Origin of the sequence: Paraburkholderia piptadeniae, assembly GCF_900007165.1 — a bacterium.
In the GTDB taxonomy this organism is placed as follows: domain Bacteria; phylum Pseudomonadota; class Gammaproteobacteria; order Burkholderiales; family Burkholderiaceae; genus Paraburkholderia; species Paraburkholderia piptadeniae.
In genome coordinates this window covers 40972-57988 of the sequence record NZ_CYGY02000081.1, presented here as the reverse complement: position 1 = coordinate 57988, position 17017 = coordinate 40972, and the positions used below count along the sequence as shown (strand labels likewise).

The window sequence follows — 17017 nt, the reverse complement described above, 5'->3', positions numbered from 1 at the left end:
CATGCGGACGACGTTTGCAGTGCTCGCCGTGGTGGCCGCATGCGGTCTCGTTCCAGCCGCGCTTGCGGCGGGAACCAAGGCAGGAACACAAGCGAGGGCGAAGGCGGGAACGAAGGCCGCGAGCGCGTCGAGCGCCCGCGTGCCGACGGGCGACTTGCGCGCCTATATGCACGGCATCGGCGCGACGACGGACGCGCGCGGCGTGACGACCGTGTTCTTCAGCAGTTCGGGCCTGCCGCCGCGCGGCGCGGGCCGCGACCGCAACTGGACACACGATGTCTACATCGCGCGTTGGACGCCGCAGCAGGCCACGCTCGAGCGGCCGCGCATCTTCATCAGCCGGCCTGAAGCGCAAGAGCCCGTGTCGGTCGCGCAGAACGACGCGGGCCGCGTGATGGTGTCGTTCGAGGACGGCTGGAACACGCCGAATCAGGTGAGCCAGCGATACGGCGTCTATACGCCGGACCTGAAGGGCGTGAAGCCGTATCCGAACGATGTGCTGTCGGGCGGGCACTCGGGTCATGTCGCCGGCGTCGGCTCGCGGTTCGTCGTGTTCTATTCGAATGACTGGATCGACGGCGGCGGCGTCGACAATCTCGGCACGGGGGACGGCGTCTATGTGAAGACCTACGATGCCGACGGCGCGCTCCTGCAGGCTATCGACGTGGCGCCACGCGTGCGCGAATGGTGGCCGATGATCGCCGGTTCGCCGATGCGCGCGCTGCTCGTGTGGCAGCAGTATGTGAACGGCGAGACGTACGCGCGGCTCAAGGTGGCGACGCTCGACCCCGCGACGGGCACGCTCAGCGAGCCGCATGTGATCGAGGAGCGCTTGCAGTACTACACGTACGCGGCGGCCTGGGTGCCTGCCGTTGACCGCTTCGTCGTGGTCGCTACTGATGACAAAGGCAGAGGCTTCGCGCAGCTCATCGATGCGAATGGACAGACGACGGCGACGCTCGGATGCATGCCGGCATCGGTGCGCGAGGCGGGCATTGCCGTGATCGGCGAGCGCGCCTTCACGCCTTCCGAGGATGGGCGGCTGCTGCATCTGAAGCTCACGCGTTCGTCGATCGAACTCGCGGGCACGCAGCCGTCGCCGATCAAATGGACCTACACGGGCAGCATCGGGCTCGTCCGTTCACCGTCGGTTTTGCATTGGGTCGCGACGAGTCACAAAGGGCTGCGGGAAGCGGACTTCGATCTGAATGCCGCGACCGCGCCCGGAGACAGGGATCAGTGCCGGGGTTAGTGGGTGGGTTGAACCGTTTTGAACCGTATCGTGGCGGCACGCAACGTGCCGGTCGAAGCGGGTTTCCGGTCCGGTCGGAGGCGGTGGGGCGTCACCAGCAAACCCACCACCCACGCATTTTGTATCGCCGTACCGGCCAGATACATTGGGACACAAAGCAGGGGAGACGTTACGGTATAAAGTCGGCATTGCAATCAGGAGCAAGCCATGACGTCCAACCTTCACCACGGCTCGTGTCATTGCGGCGCGGTCACGTTCGAAGTCGAAACTCCCGTCACGCCCGCCGTGCGCTGCAACTGCAGTCTGTGCCGGCGCAGAGGCGCGCTGATGTCGCCATTCCTTCCCACAAGCGCGCTGCGCATCCTGTCGGGCGAGGACAGTCTCACGCTGTACCAGTTCAATACCCACGTCGCGAAGCATTACTTCTGCAAGCACTGCGGCGTTTATCCTTTTCACCAGACGCGCAAGGACCCGAACCTGTGGCGCGTGAACCTCGGCTGTCTGGACGGCGTCGATCCGTACGCGCTCGAAGCGTCGGTATCGGACGGCGCGAGCCTGTCGGTGGTCGGCGACGCATAATAGCGGCACAACAGCGGGCGAAGGAGCCTCGTGTGGAAAAAACGGATCATGTTCTGATCGTCGACGACGACCGCGACATCCGCGAACTGGTCGGCACCTACCTCAACAAGAACGGCGTGCGCGCGACGCTCGCGTCGGGCGGCCGGCAGATGCGCGCCGCGCTCGCGAGCGAGCGGCCGGACCTGATCGTGCTCGACCTGATGCTGCAGGGCGAAAGCGGTCTCGACCTGTGCCGCGAACTGCGCGCGGGCGAATTCCAGTCGATCCCGATCCTGATGCTGACGGCGCTGAGCGAAGAGACGGACCGCGTCGTCGGCCTCGAGATGGGCGCCGACGACTATCTCGCGAAGCCGTTCGCCGTGCGCGAGCTGCTCGCGCGCATCCGCGCGATCCTGCGCCGCGCGCGCATGATGCCGCCCGGCAACGAGCAGGCGAGCACGTCGCACTTCCTGTGCTTCGGCGACTGGCGGCTCGATACGATCGGCCGCAATCTGATCGACAGCGAAGGAACGATGGTCGCGCTGAGCGGCGCCGAGTACCGGCTGCTGCGCGTGTTCCTCGATCATCCGCAGCGCGTGCTGACGCGCGACCAGCTATTGACGCTCACGCAAGGGCGGCAGACGGAACCGTTCGACCGCTCGATCGATCTGCTCGTGAGCCGCGTGCGTCAGCGTCTGCGCGACGACGCGCGCGAGCCGCGCTACATCAAGACGTTGCGCAACGAGGGCTATGTGTTCTCGTCGCTCGTCACGCCGGAGGACAGCGCCTGATGAACCACGCAGCCGGCCGCCTGCGCGGTCTGTGGCCGCCGCGCACGCTGTTCGTGCGCCTGTCGCTGATCTTCTTCGCGGGCCTCATCGCCGCGCAGACGCTGTCGTTCTGGCTGACGATGGCCGAGCGCAACGAGTCTATGACGCACATGATGGTCGGCTACATCGGCCAGGAAGTGACGAGCTCCGTCGCGCTGCTCGACCGGCTGACGCCCGCCGAGCGCGTCGAATGGCTGCCGAAGCTCGCGCGGCGCAGCTATCGCTTCGTGCTCGGTCCGGGCACGAGCGGCATGCCGCCGGATGCGACGCTGTCCCGGCAGATCGGCGCTTCGATCGCGAAGGACGTCGGCGCGCACTACAACGTGACGGCCAATGCGGTGCCGGGCGAGCGCGAGCATCTCGAAGTGCATATGACATTGAGCGACGGCTCGCCGCTCACGATCGACATGCACCCGGTGCACGGCACGCCGCTGTCGCCGTGGCTGCCGCTCGTGCTCGCCGCGCAACTGGCGCTGCTGGGCGGCTGCGCGTGGCTCGCGGTGCGCCTCGCGACGCGGCCGCTCGAACGTCTCGCGCAGGCGGCCGACACGCTCGGCCCCGATCTCGCGCCCGCCGCGCTGCCGGAGAACGGGCCCGAAGAAGTCGCGCGTGCGTCGAAGGCGTTCAACGCGATGCAGGCGCGCATCGGCATCTATATGCGCGAGCGTTTGCAGATTCTGGCGGCCGTCTCGCACGATCTGCAAACGCCCATCACGCGCATGCGCCTGCGCGCCGACCTGCTCGACGACGAAGCGGAGCGCGCGCGTCTGCAAAAGGATCTGAAGGAGATGGAGCTGCTCGTGCGCGAAGGCGTCGCCTATGCGCGCACGCTGCATGGCGCCGACGAGAAGCCGTGCCGGATCGATCCCGACGCGCTGATCGGGAGCATCGTCAGCGACTATGCGGACGCGGGCGACCGAGTATCGCTGACGGGGCGCGTCGGCGAGCCGGTGACGACGCGGCCGCAGGCGCTGCGTCGCATTCTCGGCAATCTGATCGACAACGCGCTGAAGTACTCGGGCGGCGACGAAGTGACCGTCGAAATGAGCGTCGACGCCACGCGCGCGCGGCATGTGTCGATCGCCGTGCTCGATCGCGGCCCGGGCATTCCGCAGTCGCAGCTCGACGCGGTGTTCCAGCCGTTCTATCGCGTCGAGACGTCGCGCAATCGCGAGACGGGCGGCACGGGCCTGGGGCTCGCGATTGCGAAGCAGCTTGCGCAGTCGATGGGTGCGACGCTGACGCTGCGCAATCGCGAAAGCGGCGGCCTCGAAGCGCGGCTCACGCTTTGAAGGCGCGCATCGAACGTTCGAAGGCGCTTCGCGGGCACTACGCGGGCACTACGCGGCGCGCTTCATCGACGCGCGCACATAATCGACGAAGCGCGTCACGACGGGATCGTCGCGCTCCGTCTGCCATGCAAGGCCGACGCGCCATTGCGCGGACGCATCCTTCAGCCGCAACACGCGCGCATCGCGCAGCAAATGCTCCGCACGAGAAGGCACGAATGCCGTGCCGACACCCGACGCGACGGCGGCCAGCACCGACTGGATATCGTCGGCTTGCTGGATCACGCGCGGCACGAAGCCGCGCTCCGCGCACCATGCGTCGATCATGCCCGCCAGCCCCGGGCCGCGGCTGCGCGCGAGCGCAATGAAGCCAAGCTCGTTGAGTTCGTCGAGGTTCGCGGGCACGCGCTTCCACGTCGCGTGCGGCGGCACGGCCAGCGCAAGGGATTCGTCGACGACGCGAAACGCCGACAGGCCCGCGCTCGCGGGCAGCCGGACGAAGCCCACGTCGAGCTTGCCGGCGAACATGCGCCGCGTCTGCTCCGCCGACGACAGATCGTTCAGCGTGACACCGATGTTGGGATTGAGCCTTCGATACGCGGCGATCAAAGGCGGCGCAAGCGTGAGCGCCGACAGGCACAGGCCGATGCGCAGATGGCCGCGACGGCCGCTGCCCGCTTCGCGCGCGCGTGCGAGCACGTCGTCGGCGTCGCGCACGAGGGCTTCGGCATCGGGCAGAAACACGCTGCCGAAGGCCGTCAGTTCCGCGCCGTGACGGCCCCGCTCGAAGAGACGCGCGCCGAGGCTTTCCTCGAGCGCGACGATCTGCTTGCTGAGTGCCGGCTGGCTCAGATGCAGCGCCTGCGCCGCACGGCCGAAATGGCGCAGGTCGGTGACCGTCAGGAACGCGCGCAGCAGCCGGATTTCCATTCTTCACCGTTATCGTTTCGATCGAATTATTCATTTTACGTATCGAAGGGCGCGCGGTCCAATGGAGGCATTTCATCGATTCGTACCGGGTCCATCATGTCCTCTCTGCCCACCACGACGCTGCGTGTCGCGTCGATGCTGTTCAAGTCGCGCCGTGGCGCGACGGCCGATAACGTTGCGCGAACCGTCGCCGCCATCGAACGGGCCGCGCGCGACGGTGTCGGACTGGTGGTGTTTCCGGAAGCATGTCTGACGGGTGGCATTGGCGAAACTGCTTCGTCGGATGCGCGCAAGATACGCCGCACGGAGCTGAGGGCGCTTGCGCAGGGCATCGACAGCGCGCCCGTGCTCGCCGTCGCCGATGCCGTCGAGCGCACGGGCGTCGCCGCGGGTGTCGGCCTGATCGAAGCGGCGCCGAACGGGGAACTGTTCAACAGCTATGTCGTGTGCCTGCCGGGCGGCGAGCGGCACGTGCATCACAAGCTGCAGCCGGATGGCGCGCGCCATCTCGCGCGCGGCAACCGCTTCACCGTGTTCGACACGCGCTGGGGATGGCGGCTCGCGGTCCTGATCGGCGGCGACAACTATCTTGTCGAGAACGCGCGGATGGCGGCACTGCTCGGCGCGCGGCTGCTCGTTGCGCCGCATGCGCGCACGGGTGCCAGCGACGCCGCGAGCGCCGAATGGATGTGCCGCGCGTTGCCGGCGCGCGCGATCGACAACGGCATGTTCGTCGTCTACAGCGACGGCGTTCACGACGACACGCAAGCCGGCGATCATGCGGGCGAACGCGTGGCGGCCGCGATCGTCGATCCGTGCGGCCAAGTGATCGTGCAAGACGGGCAGGGCACGCGCGACGACGATATGATCGTCGCGGACCTCGACCCGGCGTTGATCGGCACGAGTCCCGGGCATCGCTGGCTCGATGCGAGGCGCCCCGATCTGTATGCGCGGCTGGCGACGGGACGCGCGCGTGAGATGCCACTGGACGCACGCGGGTTCGAGCCGGGCACGGCCAGCGCGCGCGGCTCGGTGCCCGTGAGCTTTGCGATGGTGAGACGCGATCGGACGCACGGCTGATCGAACGCGACGCCTGCACTCGTCACTTCATTCCGATGCAGGCTTGCGATGCATGCAAGAGGACCAACATACGCACATCGATAACAGCGCATTTTATTCGCGCCCTATACTTAGCCGATGAATCCTCTTCGAAAGCAGGCCATGCGTCGTTTATCAGTCAGGCGGTCGCCCATTCATGGCAAGGGCGTGTTCGCGCTGTGCGCGCTCGCGGCCGGCGAGCGCATCATCGAGTACAAAGGCGAAGTGACGTCATGGCGGCGCGCCGCGCGGCGCATCGAGCGTAGCGGAGACTATGGGCATACGTTCGTGTTCGGCCTGTCGGATGGGCGCGTGATCGACGGCAGCGTCGGGGGCAATAGCGCGCGCTGGCTCAACCATGCGTGCAAGGCCAATTGCGAGGCGGTCGAAATCGACGGACGCGTTTTTATCGAAGCCGCCGTCGATATCCAGTGCGGCGAAGAACTGCTGATCTCATATGGTCTGTCCGTCGACGATCCGCAAGACGAAGAAACTCGCCGCCAGTATGTATGCCGATGCGGATCGCCCGCGTGCCGCGGCACGATGCTCGCCGTTGCGGACGACGCGCGCGCATGACGCGGCGCTTCCCGGCGCATCCACCTGTCGACAAGCCGACTGACGATCGCTGACCATCCGCATCGCGCGCGTGGTTCGAGGCTGTACGCGTCGTCCGGGAGGACGTGTTGCCGGGCTGTGATACAGTGCCCGCAGCGTTCCAGAGAGGCGTCCATGACTAAACGACCACGGAAGACCACGCAGTCCCCGGCTCCGACCTTGCCGGCGTTGCTCATCGAACTGGAAGCGTCGCTGCCTTGCCTGATGGCGCAGCCTGCCGCTTTCTCATCCGCGCTGGTTCGCGTGTATCGCTGCCTCGACCGAGCGAGCGCGCCGATCCGGCAGCGCGCGCCGCGAGCCGGGCGGCCCGCGCGAAAAAAAGCGCCGGGCGCCGACATGTCGATGTCGCTGCCGCTCTTTCCCTGAATCCCTGAAGGCTGGACCCCGGGCTTTTCAGCGTTCCTCTGAACACGCGGGCGTGCACATGCGCCGCATCGACTCGCGTCCCTTATGGTCTGAGCGGTTCGACAGCCTGGCCGACACGCGCGTGCTGGACGCGCGGAAACGCAATCTGCACCGCGAGCCCACGCCGCCCGATTCCCGAGCCGATGTGAATCTGCGCGTCGAAATGCGTGGCGATGCGCGCGACGATCGATAGCCCGAGTCCGCTGCCATTGCCGCTCGCCGTTGCCGCCGAGCCGCGGAAGAAGCGGTCGGTCAGGCGCAGGCGCTCTTCGTCGGAAACGCCCGGGCCGTTGTCGGAGACCGTCAACGCGACGCTCTGCGCATCGGCTAGCACGCTGATATGCACGCGCCCGCCGACATCGCCGTACTTGATCGCGTTGTCGAGCAGGTTGTCGATCAGCGTGCGCGCGAGCACGCGGTCCGCATACACTTCGGCGTCGCGGTCCCCGGCCAGCACGATGGCCATCGACTTCTCTTCAGCATGAAGCGCGCGAAACGCGATCGCCTCGCTCGCCACTTCATGCAGCTTGACGGGCAGCGTCGTGACCGTCTCGCGTTCGTCGAGCCGCGCGAGCAGCAGCAGTTGCTCGGCGAGACGCGCGCTGCGGTCGACGCCCTGGACCACCCGGTGCATCGCCTGTTGACGCTGCGCGCCGTCTTGCGCGGCGAGCGCCACTTGCGCCTGGACCTTGATCGCGGCAAGCGGCGTCTTCAGCTCGTGCGCCGCGTCGGCCGTGAATGCGCGCTCGCGCATGATCGAATGTTGCAGCCGCGCGAGCAACTGGTTGATCGCGTCGACGAGCGGCTTCACTTCGGCGGGCGACGGATTGACGTGGATCGGATCGAGGTTGCGCGCGTCGCGCGTGCGCACTGCCTTCGAGATCGTCGACAGCGGCCTGAAGCTATGCCCGATGCTGAACCATATGAAGAGCGCCAGCACGGGCAGCGCGATGGCCATCGGACGCGCGATGCGGCTCGCGACGCCCGTCGTCAGATCGCTGCGCATATTGGCAGGCTCCAGCACGCGCACGGTGCGGCCCGTCGCGCTGTCGCGCAGTGCATAGGCCAGCCACATGCTTCCGCCGATCGTCAGCCGGTGCACACCTTCAGCCGTCTCGCCCGGCTCGACGGACGTTTTCAGCGACGCGAGGCCGGGGCTTTCGACGATCAGCCGGCCCGCCGCATCGCTCATCTCGAAGAGCGCATAGCGCGGCTGAGCATCGCTGTCGTCGTAGACGGCGGGCGACGCTCGCGTGTATTCGTTGCGCACGTCGATGCCCGCCGCGGCCAGTTTCGCGAGATTGGCCGCATCGAGCTGGATCAGCAGATGCGCGAGCTGGATCAGGCGCGCGTCGTCCCACTCGTCGACTTCGCGCGTCGCGTTGGTGAAGCTCCACGCGAACATCACCGCCCATACGGCGCCGACGCTGACGAGAATCAGCCACATCAGCCGGCGGCGGATCGACGTCGAGCGCGTTCCCGTCATGCTTTGTCCACGACGTAGCCGAAGCCGCGCACCGTGCGGATCACGTCGCCGCCGAGCTTCTTGCGCAGGTTCGACACGTGCACTTCGATCGCGTTGCTCTCGACTTCCTCGTGCCACCCGTACAGGCTTTCCTCGATGCGCGAACGCGGCTGCGGCACGCCCGCATGCGTGAGCAGGTGGATCAGCACGGCCCATTCGCGCGCCGTGAGCGGCACACGCACGCCGCCCTTCGAAACCGTTTGCGCGACCGGGTCCACGGTCAGACCACGCCACGCAATAACGTCGGTGCTGCGGCCTTGCGAGCGGCGGATCAGCGCGCGGCAGCGCGAAACCAGCTCGGCGAGATCGAACGGCTTGCCGAGGTAGTCGTCGGCGCCGGCGTCGAGGCCGCGCACCTTGTCGGCGGCCGTGTCTTTCGCCGTCAGCACCAGCACGGGAATGTCATTGCCGCGCAGGCGCAGCCCTTTGAGCAGGTCCATGCCGGAGAGCTTCGGCAAGCCCAGATCGAGGATCAGCAGCGCATAGGGCGTGGTCGCCAGCGCGACTTCCGCATGCTGGCCATCGCGCGCCCAATCGACCGTAAAGCCGGCATTGCGCAACGCGACTTCGAGCCCGCTGCCGATCAGGTCGTCATCTTCGACGAGTAGGATGCGCATGGATGTGAAATCTGTTTTGGGTCTGTTTGATGAGAGTCTATCGCGTATGACATATATGTATACGTGGGCGTCGCGGCATCGACAGGGCTTAAGCATTTCTTCAGATTTAGCCGTTAGCATCGCGCCGTACCCGCTTGCGGCAACGGCGCCGCCCCTTCACGACGAGGTAGAAGATGAACCTGAATGCCCTCACGCAACGCCCCGCCTACGACGGCATTGCGCGTCTGCTGCACTGGCTGGTGGCGCTTTTGATCGCCGCGCAGTTCGTGCTCGGCTGGACGATGCCGGACGTGCATCGGGATACCGTTCCAGACGGGCTGATCGCGTGGCATCTCGGCGTGGGCGCGGCGATCGTCGCGGCCGTCGCGTGCCGGATTCTCTGGCGCGTCACGCACCAGCCTCCGCCCGCCGAGCTGACGCCCACACTCGGCTTCATCTCGCGCGCGACGCATGCGCTGCTGTACGTCACGCTCGTCGCGGTGCCGCTGGCGGGCTGGGCGAACGCGTCGTCGCGCGGCTGGGCGGTCAAGCTGTTCGGCGTGGTCCGCTATCCAGACCTGACGCAGAACGGCTCGCAGACGGGCCACGCACTCGGCGACGTGCACGGATGGCTCGCCTGGGTGCTGCTCGCGCTGATCGCGCTGCACATCGGCGGGGCGCTCTTTCATCGCATCGTTCTGAAGGACGATGTGCTGCAACGCATGCTCCCGTAGATCGCGCAGTTGCCGTAAGCCACGAGCAATGTGTCGCAAGGCATCTGAAACAGCCACTGCATCGAAGGGGCTTAATATTCCCTTCAGAATCGGGTCGCTACCATCGGGGTGCGGTGTCCGGCGAGGTTCCGGCACGTTCGAATTCGGCGCACCGCCATGCGAACTTCACACGAGGGGAGTCGGCGCAGCGGGCCGGTGCGCGCCATGTAGGGCTGGCTGTGTGATGAAGCAAACCACTGTAGAGATGATCCGGGCACACGTCGTCACGGCTTCCGTTGCTGCGACGGCCATTGACGTGGCAGTCGTCAGCCTGCTTTTCTTCTGCAAATTTCCGGAATCGATGTTCGAGACGGCTTCGTTCCGTGCGATTACGTTCACCTTGCTACTGGCCGCCGTTCTTGCCACGCGCCACGCGGCGCATATCGCGTTCCGCGCGGCCATCTGGCGGCGTCATGCGCGTTTCGTCGGGCCACGGGAGAACGCGGTTTGTGTGTCTTCCATGTGTCCGGCGCGAAGACTTGTTATCCTTCATCTGCATTTCACCGGCATGCCTTATGTTCCCGTCAACAGGACGGGGTGGTGACTGCGTTCTGTGACGTGTGTCACCCGTTTATGCGCGGCTGTCGGCGAGACAGCCAGCTTCTGAAGTCTTTTAGCCGGAGCAACTAAAATCATGCAGGACGCGCTGCTGCACATCTACTGGCTGCCGACGGCGCTTGCGCTCGGGGCAGCGGTGTATGCCGTCATCGCGGTGGTGGCCTCGATCGTGTCGATGTCGCGTGTCGCGGCGGCCGAACGGCGCGTCGCGCCGACGCCCGTGAGCGTGCTGAAGCCGCTATGCGGTGCCGAGCCCAGGCTCTTCGAGAATCTCGCCACGTTTTGCGAGCAGACGCACCCGTGCTTCGAACTGATCTGCGGCGTATCGCGCGCGGACGATCCCGCCGTCGCGATCGTCCATCGCTTGCAGACCGCCTATCCCGAACGCCAGATTTCGCTCGTGATCGATCCGCGCATCCACGGCACGAATCTGAAAGTGAGCAACCTGATCAACATGGCCGAATGGGCGCGTCACGACGTATTCGTGATCGCAGACAGCGATATCGCCGTCGAAGCCGATTATCTGGAGCGCGTGTGCGCGCCGCTCGACGATCCGCAGGTCGGCATCGTCACCTGCCTGTATCGCGCGAAGGGTATCGCCGGGTTCTGGTCGCGCGTGGGCGCGCAGTTCATCAACGAATGGTTCGTGCCGTCCGTGCGCGTCGCGCATATGTTCGGTTCGACGCGCTTCGGCTTTGGCGCGACGCTCGCGTTGAAGCGCGCGACGCTCGAGCGCATCGGCGGCTTCGGACGTCTGAGGAACACGCTCGCCGACGACTACTGGCTCGCGGGGCATGTGCGCGAGCTCGGCTTGAACACGGCGCTGTCGTCCGTCGTCGTCGAAACGGATGTGACGGAATGCACGCTGCCCGCGCTATGGGATCGCGAGACGCGCTGGCTGCGCACGATCCGCTCGGTGAACCGCGCGGGCTTCACGTTCCTGTTCGTGACGATCACGCTGCCGTGGATGCTGTGCGGCGCGTGGCTCGCGTTCGCGCTGCGCGGCGGCGCGCACTTGCCGGGCGCGCTCGCGCATCCCGCCGTGTCGATCGCGCTGATCGTCGCGACGGTGACGGGAATTTCGGCGCGCGTCGTCCTGCATGCGATGATGAGCGCCGAGCGGAACATATTCTGGCGCGATCTCGCGCTGACGCCGGTGCGCGATGCGCTGATGTTCGCGCAATGGCTGGCGGGATCGTTTGGCTCGACCGTGGTGTGGCGCGGCGTGCGCATGCCCGTCGAGGAAAAGGACAGCGCGGCGACGGTGTTCCGGCCAGAGCCCGTCAAGGCACTCGAAGTATCCGACGGCCGCTGAACGCGCCGCATCCGCAGCAGTTGCGCGTTCGGCTCAATTGAAACTCGTGGAAAACGAATATGAAGAAGACGTTATTTTTGCAGGCACCGTCGTATGACGGTTTCGATGGCGGCGCGGGGTCGCGCTATCAGGCGAAGCGCGAAATCCGCTCGTTCTGGTATCCGACGTGGCTCGCGCAGCCGGCCGCGCTCGTGCCGGGCAGCCGGGTGCTCGATGCGCCCGCCGATGGCCTGTCGGTGGAAGCGACACTCGCGATCGCCGCGGAATACGAGGTCGTCGTCATTCACACGAGCACGCCGTCGTTCCCGGCGGATGCGCTCTTCGCCGAGCAGCTGAAGGCGCGCGCGCCGAAGGTGATGGTCGGCATGGTCGGCGCAAAGGTGGCCGTCGATCCGCACAACTCGCTGACGGCGAGCGACGCGATCGACTTCGTCTGCCGCGAAGAATTCGATTTCACCTGCAAGGAGCTCGCCGAAGGCCTGCCGCTCGCGCAGATCAAGGGCTTGAGCTATCGCGCCGCCGACGGTTCGATCGAGCACAACGAAGCGCGCCCGATCCTCGAAAACATGGACGAGCTGCCGTTCGTCGCGCCCGTCTATCAACGCGACCTGAAGATCGACAACTACTTCATCGGCTACCTGAAGCATCCGTATGTGTCGATCTACACGGGACGCGGCTGCCGCTCGCGCTGCACGTTCTGCCTGTGGCCGCAGACGGTGGGCGGCCATCGCTATCGCACGCGCTCCGTCGAGAACGTGCTCGAAGAAGTGAAGTGGATTCGCGACAACATGCCCGAAGTGAAGGAGATCATGTTCGACGACGACACCTTCACCGACTTCAAGCCGCGCGTCGAGGAGATCGCGCGCGGTCTCGGCAAGCTGGGCGTCACGTGGTCGTGCAACGCGAAGGCGAACGTGCCGTATTCGACGCTGAAGATCATGAAGGAAAACGGTCTGCGTCTGCTGCTCGTCGGCTATGAGTCCGGCGACGACCAGATCCTGCTGAACATCAAGAAGGGCCTGCGCACCGATATCGCGCGCCGCTTCTCCGAAGACTGCCGCAAGCTCGGCATCAAGATTCACGGCACCTTCATTCTCGGCCTGCCGGGCGAGACGCAAGAGACGATCAAGAAGACGATTGAGTACGCGAAGGAGATCAATCCACATACGATCCAGGTGTCGCTCGCGGCTCCGTATCCGGGCACGACGCTCTACAAGCAGGCCGTCGAAAATGGCTGGCTCGAAGAGAACAAGGTGATCAACCTCGTGAGCAAGGAAGGCGTGCAGCTTGCTGCGATTGGGTATCCGCATCTGTCGCGCGAAGATATCTATCACCACCTCGAACAGTTCTATCGCCAGTTCTATTTCCGGCCGTCGAAGATCTGGGAAATCGTGCGCGAGATGCTGATGAGCTGGGACATGATGAAGCGGCGCCTGCGCGAAGGCGTCGAGTTCTTCCGCTTCCTGCGGGCTCACGAGGCATGACGCAGCCGGGCAGGCCCCGACGCGCACTGATCGTTACTGCCGACGACTTTGGCCTGCACACGCGCATCAACGAAGCCGTCGAGCGCGCGCATCAAAGCGGCGTGCTCACGGCGGCGAGCCTGATGGTGGCGGCGCCCGCCGCCGCCGATGCCGTGCGGCGCGCGCAGCGCAATCCGACCTTGCGCGTCGGCCTGCATATCGTGCTGGCCGACGGCGTGCCGATGCTGGCGACGCATCTCGTCCCGGCGCTCGTCGACAGGCACGGCCGGTTCGGCGACCGGATGGTGCGCGACGGCTTTCGTTTTTTCCTGCTCCCGGAAGTGCGCCGTCAATTGAAGGCGGAAATCCGCGCGCAGTTCCAGGCGTTCGCGCACACGGGGCTGAAGCTCGATCACGTGAACACGCACAAGCACTTTCATCTGCATCCGACAGTGCTCGCGCTGATCATCGAGGTTGGCAGCGACTTTGGGTTGAACGCGATGCGTCTGCCGTATGAACCCGGCGCGCCGGCGTGGATCAGACCGTGGATGGCTCGTGTGCGCAAGCAGTTGAATAATGCAGGTATCGCGCACAATGATTACGTGATCGGCATGTCGCAGACGGGGCGGCTCGACGAAGCGGCGCTGCTCGCCGCGCTCGCGCGGCTGCCGGAAGGGGTCGGAGAGATTTACGGTCATCCGGCCGTGGCCGGAGACGGGGCGATCACGCCCACGATGCAGACATACCGGCACAGCGACGAATTCGACGCGCTGGTGTCCGGGCGCGTCGCATCGGCAATTGCCGCGAGCGGGGCCATCACGGGCGGTTTCGCCGATGTGTTCTCGCAGCGGACTTACGTATGATGAAGTGATGAAGTGGCTTAAATGGTTGGGGTTGCCCGCGGGCATCGCGGTGCTGATCGCGCTGGCGCTGCACGGCGGCATGGACGATGTGCTGCGCGCGATCGGGGCGGCGGGCTTTGCGCTGTTGTGGCTCGTGCCGTTGCATGCGTTGCCGCTGCTGCTCGATGCGCAGGCATGGCGGCTGCTCCTCGGCAAGCGCGCGCCGCTCGCATATCTGTGGTGGGTCGCGACGGTGCGCGAGGCGGTCAGCCGGCTGTTGCCGGTGGCGAGCATCGGCGGCGAGTTCGTCGGCGTGCGGCTCGCGCGCTGGCGGACGGATGACGCGAGTGTCGTCGGCGCATCGGTGATCGTCGAGGTGCTGGTGACGATGGCCGTCCAGTATGTGTTCGCGGCGATCGGTCTCGTGATGATCGTCGCGCAGACGGGGCACGACGCGATGCTTGTGACGGTCGGCGCGGCGCTCGTGCTGTCGCTGCCGCTGCCCGTCGTCGTGTTCGTGCTGTTGCGGCGCGGCGGGCTCTTTCGCGCGATCGAGCGATGGTCCGCGCGTCTGCCGATGAGCGAGCATTGGGGCGTCGAGCGCATGGGCGGCGCGCGGCTCGATGCCGCCATCGATGCGTTGCTGCGCGAACCCGGCCTGCTTCTGCGCGCGTTTCTGTGGCAGTTCGCGGGGTATGTGCTGGGCGCGTCCGAGGTGTATCTCGCGCTCTGGATGCTCGGGCATCCCGTTTCGATCGGCGGCGCAATCGCCGTCGAGGCGCTCACGCAAGCCGCCCGGCACGCGGCGTTTTTCGTGCCGTCGGGGCTCGGCGTGCAGGAGGCTGTCGTCGTGCTGCTCGCGCGGATGTTCGGCGTCGACGAGCAGACGGCGTTTTCGCTTGCGCTCATCAAGCGGATGCGCGAGGTCGTGTTCGGCTGTGTCGCGCTCGCGTCGTGGCAGGCAGTCGAACTCGTTCGCAACCGCGTCCGCAATCGCCAGGACGCGTGGCACAAGAATCCATCGCTCAGACCGGCCGAGCATCGCGTGCGGTCTCGCGACACCGTCGAGCGCGAGCGTTCTTCGCGCTGATTTACTCTGGGTATCCGCAGCACGCAATTCGCACGATGCGGGTTGCGCTTGCTGCGTCGCGTGGTGGACCAAGAGGATCAAGCAGATCAGGCACATGCGCAACGCCCGCGCTTCCGAACGCGAATCGCAATCAACTAGGTTCCGGAAATGTGCGAGCCGATGTCATAGGCTAAAAGCCGGCTCCTTCCAATCGATACCGAACGGCTGCGCATGCCGCCTCGTTCCCCATCGCCGCTACTTCCCCTCGACGCACTCAAGCGCGCCGGCCTCGCAGGCACGGCCGCGCAGGCCGCCGTGCTCGACTATCTGCTGCATGCGGAGCACGGCCACTACAGCGCGGAAGAGATTCACCGGCGCATCTCGGCGAGCGGCGAGCGGATGAATCTGTCGACCACCTACCGCGTGCTCAACCAACTGGTCGATGCCGGACTCGTCGCGAGCGTGCCGCTCGGCAAGCACCACAGTCTCTACGAACTGAATACGGGCAAGGCGCACGATCATCTCGTGTGCGTCGTGTGCGGCCGGGTTGAGGAATTCTCGGACCCGGCGTTCGATCGCCGGCGCAACGCGATCGCGAAGAAGTTCGGGATGCGCTTCGTCGGCAAGACGCTGGCGTTGCAGGGCGTCTGCGCCGAGTGCACGGCGCGCGCGCATCCGCCTCGCACGCGGACGTAGCAAAAGCAGGGCAGGCGATGAGCCCGCATTGCGCTGGCGCGCGTTTGCGCGCGCGGGAAAGGACTGTTCTCACGGGACGGATTAATCCTTGGCGCGGGAACCGCTAAAGTGACTCGTGTGCGCGGTGGTCCCTTCGCGCGCGAGAGAGCTTCCCCCGGTCGCCGGCACCCGGAGACCGGGGTTTTTTTCGATTGATCCAGTTTTTTGATGCGGGTAAGGTCGACGTGCCTCTTGAGAACAGGCGAGCTTTTGTCGAGCCCCGCGCCGCTCCGATCACGTCCGGCCGGGGCTTTTTTTATACGCTGCGTTTATCCCCTGCGGCATCACGCATCGCGAGCATCGTGCATCGCGATCCGCCGCGTTGCCCCGCCTGCCTCGGTACGCCTCTGTCTGCCGGCTGACGCCAACCCGTCGTACACTCTCCTTCAATCATCATCGAGGCGCGCCGCGAAAGGGGGACGATTTTCATGCCGGACGATCTGCTCAACACGAATCGCCTTCGCGATCCGGCGAACCCGGATCTGCTGCATCTGCTCGATGGGGTCGAGCAGTTCAGCGATCAGGTGTTTCCCGCCACCCAGGCGCTCTTCGAGAGCCTCGCGCAAGGCCAGGCGCCGCATACGCTGTTCATCACGTGCGCCGATTCGCGTGTGTCGCCGGAAATGATTACGCAGACGCATCCCGGCGAGCTGTTCGTGTGCCGCAATATCGGGAATATTGTCCCCGCTTACGGCGAGATGCTGGGCGGCGTGTCGGCCGTCGTCGAATATGCGGTGCTCGCGCTGAACGTGCGGCAGATCGTCGTGTGCGGACACAGCGATTGCGGCGCGATGCGCGGCCTCGCGGGCACGGCCCTGATGACCGCGGAAGACATGCCGACCGTCAACGCCTGGCTGCGCAATGCGGAGACGGCGCGCAGCGTCGTGCAGGCGCGCAACGTGGGCCGCGATCAGCTCGTGCAGGCGCTAGTCGAAGAGAACATCCGGCTGCAACTGATGCATCTGCGCACGCATCCGTCCGTCGCGGGGCGGCTCGCGCAACGGCGCCTCGACGTGCAGGGCTGGGTGTACGACATCGGGCACGGGCGCATCACCGTATTCAACGACGAAGACAACCGGTTCGAGACCGTACGCGAAGCGCGTGAGCGGCTCCAGCGGGTTGCACGGAAACAGGGCAGTTGAGTCGGCCTGGCCTTCGCATTGC

At 65.9% G+C, this 17017-nt stretch carries 18 protein-coding genes; 15 read left to right on the top strand and 3 right to left on the bottom strand.

Annotated features, from left to right (window positions below; all coding sequences use genetic code 11):
* Position 1 precedes the first annotated feature (1 nt).
* The 4 genes from BN2476_RS36785 (at position 2) to BN2476_RS36770 (ending at position 3932) form a co-directional block, all read left to right on the top strand.
* Positions 2–1252 carry a hypothetical protein gene (locus BN2476_RS36785; protein ID WP_087739110.1) on the top strand — a complete coding sequence of 417 codons (1251 nt, stop codon included), beginning with the start codon at positions 2–4 and terminating at the stop codon, positions 1250–1252.
* A 207-nt stretch (positions 1253–1459) separates the two neighbouring features.
* Complete coding sequence (locus BN2476_RS36780) at positions 1460–1831, top strand: GFA family protein (protein WP_087739109.1); 372 nt, start codon at positions 1460–1462, stop codon at positions 1829–1831.
* 32 nt (positions 1832–1863) lie between these two features.
* Positions 1864–2601 carry a response regulator gene (locus BN2476_RS36775; RefSeq protein ID WP_087739108.1) on the top strand — a complete coding sequence of 246 codons (738 nt, stop codon included), beginning with the start codon at positions 1864–1866 and terminating at the stop codon, positions 2599–2601.
* Positions 2601–3932, top strand: a complete 1332-nt coding sequence (locus BN2476_RS36770; RefSeq protein WP_087739107.1) for an ATP-binding protein — start codon at positions 2601–2603, stop codon at positions 3930–3932. The genes BN2476_RS36775 and BN2476_RS36770 overlap by 1 nt, the downstream gene beginning before the upstream one ends.
* A 48-nt stretch (positions 3933–3980) precedes the next feature.
* Here BN2476_RS36770 and BN2476_RS36765 read toward each other — a convergent pair whose 3' ends face one another.
* Positions 3981–4859 carry a LysR family transcriptional regulator gene (locus tag BN2476_RS36765; protein ID WP_087739106.1) on the bottom strand — a complete coding sequence of 293 codons (879 nt, stop codon included), beginning with the start codon at positions 4857–4859 and terminating at the stop codon, positions 3981–3983.
* A 96-nt stretch (positions 4860–4955) separates the two neighbouring features.
* On the opposite strand from BN2476_RS36765, the gene BN2476_RS36760 reads away from it, so the two are divergent.
* The 3 genes from BN2476_RS36760 to BN2476_RS36750 all read left to right on the top strand — a co-directional run bounded on the left by BN2476_RS36760 (position 4956) and on the right by BN2476_RS36750 (position 6938).
* Positions 4956–5939, top strand: coding sequence for a nitrilase-related carbon-nitrogen hydrolase (locus tag BN2476_RS36760; protein WP_087739105.1), 984 nt, complete (start codon positions 4956–4958; stop codon positions 5937–5939).
* A 141-nt stretch (positions 5940–6080) separates the two neighbouring features.
* Entirely contained in the window at positions 6081–6533 is a 453-nt protein-coding gene (locus BN2476_RS36755) for an SET domain-containing protein (RefSeq protein WP_087739104.1), read from the top strand.
* A gap of 153 nt (positions 6534–6686) precedes the next feature.
* The gene (locus tag BN2476_RS36750; protein WP_087739103.1) at positions 6687–6938 is read left to right on the top strand and encodes a hypothetical protein; all 252 of its coding nucleotides are present in this window, start codon (positions 6687–6689) and stop codon (positions 6936–6938) included.
* An 82-nt stretch (positions 6939–7020) separates the two neighbouring features.
* On the opposite strand, the gene BN2476_RS36745 is transcribed toward BN2476_RS36750, so the two are convergent.
* Both BN2476_RS36745 and BN2476_RS36740 read right to left on the bottom strand, forming a co-directional pair.
* The gene (locus tag BN2476_RS36745) at positions 7021–8463 is read right to left on the bottom strand and encodes an ATP-binding protein (protein ID WP_087739102.1); all 1443 of its coding nucleotides are present in this window, start codon (positions 8461–8463) and stop codon (positions 7021–7023) included.
* Positions 8460–9119, bottom strand: coding sequence for a response regulator (locus tag BN2476_RS36740; protein ID WP_087739101.1), 660 nt, complete (start codon positions 9117–9119; stop codon positions 8460–8462). The genes BN2476_RS36745 and BN2476_RS36740 overlap by 4 nt, the downstream gene beginning before the upstream one ends.
* 173 nt (positions 9120–9292) lie before the next feature.
* Between BN2476_RS36740 and BN2476_RS36735 the strand changes: the two genes are divergently transcribed.
* The 8 genes from BN2476_RS36735 to BN2476_RS36700 all read left to right on the top strand — a co-directional run bounded on the left by BN2476_RS36735 (position 9293) and on the right by BN2476_RS36700 (position 16995).
* Positions 9293–9832, top strand: coding sequence for a cytochrome b (locus BN2476_RS36735; RefSeq protein ID WP_087739100.1), 540 nt, complete (start codon positions 9293–9295; stop codon positions 9830–9832).
* Positions 9833–10055: 223 nt separating this feature from the next.
* Positions 10056–10415, top strand: coding sequence for a hypothetical protein (locus BN2476_RS36730; protein ID WP_087739099.1), 360 nt, complete (start codon positions 10056–10058; stop codon positions 10413–10415).
* Positions 10416–10505: 90 nt separating this feature from the next.
* Positions 10506–11744, top strand: coding sequence for a bacteriohopanetetrol glucosamine biosynthesis glycosyltransferase HpnI (hpnI, locus tag BN2476_RS36725; protein WP_087739098.1), 1239 nt, complete (start codon positions 10506–10508; stop codon positions 11742–11744).
* 59 nt (positions 11745–11803) lie between these two features.
* Positions 11804–13228 carry a hopanoid biosynthesis associated radical SAM protein HpnJ gene (hpnJ, locus tag BN2476_RS36720; protein ID WP_087739097.1) on the top strand — a complete coding sequence of 475 codons (1425 nt, stop codon included), beginning with the start codon at positions 11804–11806 and terminating at the stop codon, positions 13226–13228.
* Entirely contained in the window at positions 13225–14070 is an 846-nt protein-coding gene (hpnK, locus tag BN2476_RS36715; RefSeq protein ID WP_087739096.1) for a hopanoid biosynthesis-associated protein HpnK, read from the top strand. Before hpnJ ends, hpnK begins: the two co-directional genes overlap by 4 nt.
* A gap of 4 nt (positions 14071–14074) precedes the next feature.
* On the top strand, positions 14075–15139 hold the full coding sequence (locus BN2476_RS36710; RefSeq protein ID WP_087739128.1) for a lysylphosphatidylglycerol synthase domain-containing protein: 1065 nt from the start codon (positions 14075–14077) through the stop codon (positions 15137–15139).
* A gap of 210 nt (positions 15140–15349) precedes the next feature.
* Positions 15350–15814, top strand: a complete 465-nt coding sequence (locus BN2476_RS36705) for a Fur family transcriptional regulator (protein ID WP_087739095.1) — start codon at positions 15350–15352, stop codon at positions 15812–15814.
* Between the two features lie 467 nt (positions 15815–16281).
* Positions 16282–16995 carry a carbonic anhydrase gene (locus tag BN2476_RS36700; RefSeq protein ID WP_087739094.1) on the top strand — a complete coding sequence of 238 codons (714 nt, stop codon included), beginning with the start codon at positions 16282–16284 and terminating at the stop codon, positions 16993–16995.
* Positions 16996–17017: the final 22 nt, after the last annotated feature.